The sequence below is a fragment of the Neisseria sp. P0021.S007 genome, assembly GCF_051956855.1.
The window spans coordinates 1-676 of record NZ_JBQCXA010000560.1 but is presented as its reverse complement, the minus strand read 5'-3'; the positions used below and the strand labels follow the sequence as shown (position 1 = coordinate 676).

The window sequence follows — 676 nt, the reverse complement described above, 5'->3', positions numbered from 1 at the left end:
GCATTCGCATCATTAATAACAGCAAAAATTGCCTCACGTTTGGCTGCAAACTTTTTCGCCAAAGCTTGACGTTTCAGTTCACGATTAATAAGTGCTTTCTTAGCCATGATTATCCTTTAAACGGAAACTTGAACAGCGACAATAAAGCTTTAGCTTCTTCATCAGTTTTTGCAGTAGTTGTAATAGTAATATTCAAACCACGCAAAGCATCAATTTTATCGTATTCAATTTCCGGGAAAATGATTTGCTCGCGAACACCCATATTGTAATTACCACGGCCATCAAAAGATTTGCCACTTACACCACGGAAGTCACGCACTCGAGGTAATGCAATAGTAATCAAACGATCCAAGAATTCGAACATTTGATCACGACGTAATGTTACTTTGCAACCTACAGGATAATTATCGCGAATTTTAAAGCCAGCGATAGATTTACGAGCAACAGTAACTACTGGCTTTTGACCAGCAATTTTTTCCAAATCAGATACCGCATGCTCCATAACTTTTTTATCAGCAACAGCCTCTCCAACACCCATATTTAAAGTGATTTTTTCAATACGAGGAACTTCCATTACTGATTTGTAACCAAACTGCTTAACCAATTCAGGAACAACTGTATCTTTATAAAACTCTCTCAAACGAGCCATGTTATCTCCTTATGCTCCAATAACAGA

1 protein-coding gene and 1 pseudogene are annotated in these 676 nt (G+C 37.6%); both read right to left on the bottom strand.

The window, feature by feature from the left end; translation table 11 throughout:
- Positions 1 to 107 (bottom strand): annotated as a pseudogene (rpsN, locus tag ACTHUR_RS14625) (30S ribosomal protein S14); the annotation flags it as partial.
- Between the two features lie 2 nt (positions 108 to 109).
- On the bottom strand, positions 110 to 649 hold the full coding sequence (rplE, locus tag ACTHUR_RS14620) for a 50S ribosomal protein L5 (RefSeq protein ID WP_003684750.1): 540 nt from the start codon (positions 647 to 649) through the stop codon (positions 110 to 112).
- Positions 650 to 676 lie beyond the last annotated feature (27 nt).

Bases quoted from the DNA above. Each gene is read 5' to 3' on its own strand.
- rplE (WP_003684750.1), bottom strand. From the start codon at position 649: ATGGCTCGTTTGAGAGAGTTTTATAAAGATACAGTTGTTCCTGAATTG.